The sequence below is a fragment of the Siphonobacter sp. BAB-5405 genome (assembly GCF_002872335.1).
GTDB lineage: Bacteria > Bacteroidota > Bacteroidia > Cytophagales > Spirosomataceae > Siphonobacter.
The window spans coordinates 1-2,014 of the sequence record NZ_NJAG01000145.1 but is presented as its reverse complement, the minus strand read 5'-3'; the positions used below and the strand labels follow the sequence as shown (position 1 = coordinate 2,014).

General features: G+C 30.3%; 4 protein-coding genes. All 4 read right to left on the bottom strand.

Annotated elements, in window-relative coordinates; all coding sequences use genetic code 11:
• Nucleotides 1-133: hypothetical protein (locus BWI97_RS29440; RefSeq protein ID WP_369826685.1), on the bottom strand; the 133-nt coding region annotated here is incomplete at its 3' end.
• Between the two features lie 31 nt (nt 134-164).
• Nucleotides 165-911: a hypothetical protein gene (locus BWI97_RS26655; protein WP_102203459.1), complete on the bottom strand. Its 747-nt coding sequence runs from the start codon at nt 909-911 to the stop codon at nt 165-167.
• A gap of 45 nt (nt 912-956) precedes the next feature.
• Complete coding sequence (locus BWI97_RS29435) at nt 957-1,082, bottom strand: hypothetical protein (protein ID WP_369826684.1); 126 nt, start codon at nt 1,080-1,082, stop codon at nt 957-959.
• Between the two features lie 102 nt (nt 1,083-1,184).
• The gene (locus tag BWI97_RS26650) at nt 1,185-1,844 is read right to left on the bottom strand and encodes a restriction endonuclease subunit S (RefSeq protein ID WP_158242885.1); all 660 of its coding nucleotides are present in this window, start codon (nt 1,842-1,844) and stop codon (nt 1,185-1,187) included.
• Nucleotides 1,845-2,014: the final 170 nt, after the last annotated feature.

The window sequence follows — 2,014 nt, the reverse complement described above, 5'->3', positions numbered from 1 at the left end:
AATAATTAATTTTACTAATTAGATTAACAAGGTCTCTTTGCCATAGTGGATTTAAATGAGTATCAGGTTCATCTAATAAAAATAAACAATCGCTTTTTTCACTTATAAGTATGATACCTAAGACTGATATAATTTGCTGTTCTCCTTCACTTAGTTGAGCAAAGTCAAGTGTATAATCCCCCGTTGTTAGATTTAACCTTCAAAGCTATGTTCTCTATTGATTGAATATGTAATAGAGATTCCAAGGCATTAAAAAAATCCATTCCTCTTGGGAATAAATCTGCAATAATACTTTCCTCATCTATCAATATTTGATTTAACTCTAAACATTCTCTTTTTGGTAAATCATCACTTAGATAATATACAGGATATGGTAAATTATTATTGTAAAAGAAATTTAATAATTTATTTGCATTTCCTTTTATATTCCAAAATGGGAATTCGATGTTATTCATAAGATTTTCTTCTAGCTGATCTATACCTTTTCTTTTATGTATTTTAGATCTTTTATTATACCATATTGGATTTTTTAGCTTTAAATTTATTTCTGACAATTTACTTATACTGGTAAAAGTGTCAACAATAAATTTATATAAATTTTTATCATCTCCAGGGGTGAGTTTGTATAATAATAGTGTAATCAGTATTAATTTTGCGTGATTATTTTCAATAAATAATATTTTCCTCAAGTTGTCATTATTAGTTAGACTATATTTTAATTCTTGTACAATGATATCCTCATATGGCTTAATAAGTTCTCTAATTCGTTTGTTTTCACCAGAATAATATCCAATTACGTGATTTGGTATATATTTTTCCGATTTTTCCGAAATGAATGTATCAACATCTAATGGAATAAATGTATTTGAGTTATTACCTATAAACACTTCAAACCTACTTTCTTTGCTCACTATTTTTTATTAACGATAGTTTTGCATTCATAAACTATTTCATATTCAAAATATTGTTAACGGCCAATCTTCAAAAGATTCTATATCTCTTTGCAAATCTAAATCCCTAAATATAGYAGCTATTATCTCTATTATATTTGATTTACCTAAACCATTCTTACCAACTAATATAGATATTAAATTAGAATTGAAATTCTAATTTAATATCTTCTACATTTTTATATTTTGATACCCACAGATAATTAATTTTCATTATCGTAAATTAATTATGTATTATTTAATATTTTTAGATGATACTAGCTCACCCCGAAAGGCTTTCGCCAGTAAGGTCTGGGGTAAGCGATCAATATTTTCTTTAAATCGCTGGTAATGAGCTTCTATCAAATCGGCTTTGGCAAATAGTGCTTCTACCCGGGAGACAATTTCATGTTGTTCTAATAATTCTATTTTAGGAAATGGTAATGCCTTAATTATTTTTTGATTTAAATTTATCATTGTAGATCCTACGGAATTAGAGTTAAGGTAATTTACGCAGAATGGGCTTCTTAGAAAATAGACTAAAAAATCAGAAGACACACTTTCTGATTTTCTAAATATTACGGATCCTGTTCCACACAACATTAGCCCATCATTACTATTATAAGTTGCAGCTCTACCCATCTCGCCTCTTCTCCCCAATACAACATCTTTGTCATTCAAAGCCCAAACTCTAAGCTCGTTAAATTTTGATAGGCTAATGCAAACTGAACTATTAGGTTGAATTTTTCCGTCTTTAATATGACTTGGATTAATTACTGGTATTCCTCCCTCAACATAATCTTCCTGATGTAAAGAACTTCCAAATGGACCTGTTTGAATATCTATTCCTATCTCACCTAGTGTAGTAAATTCTTTTACACTTGTCAACTTTCCAGTAACCGCCTGCGTAAGCACCGTTTGCCTGAACTTCTTAAGTAATTCCGGGATACGGGCTAAGCTAGTTTTCAGCGTCTCCACATGAGCAAAGGCCGCATCTAATTTCGCTACAATCCGCTCCTGCTCGGCGAGGGGGGAAGCATGAATGGAACATTATTTAGTTCCTCAATACGAATTCCTTTAACAGT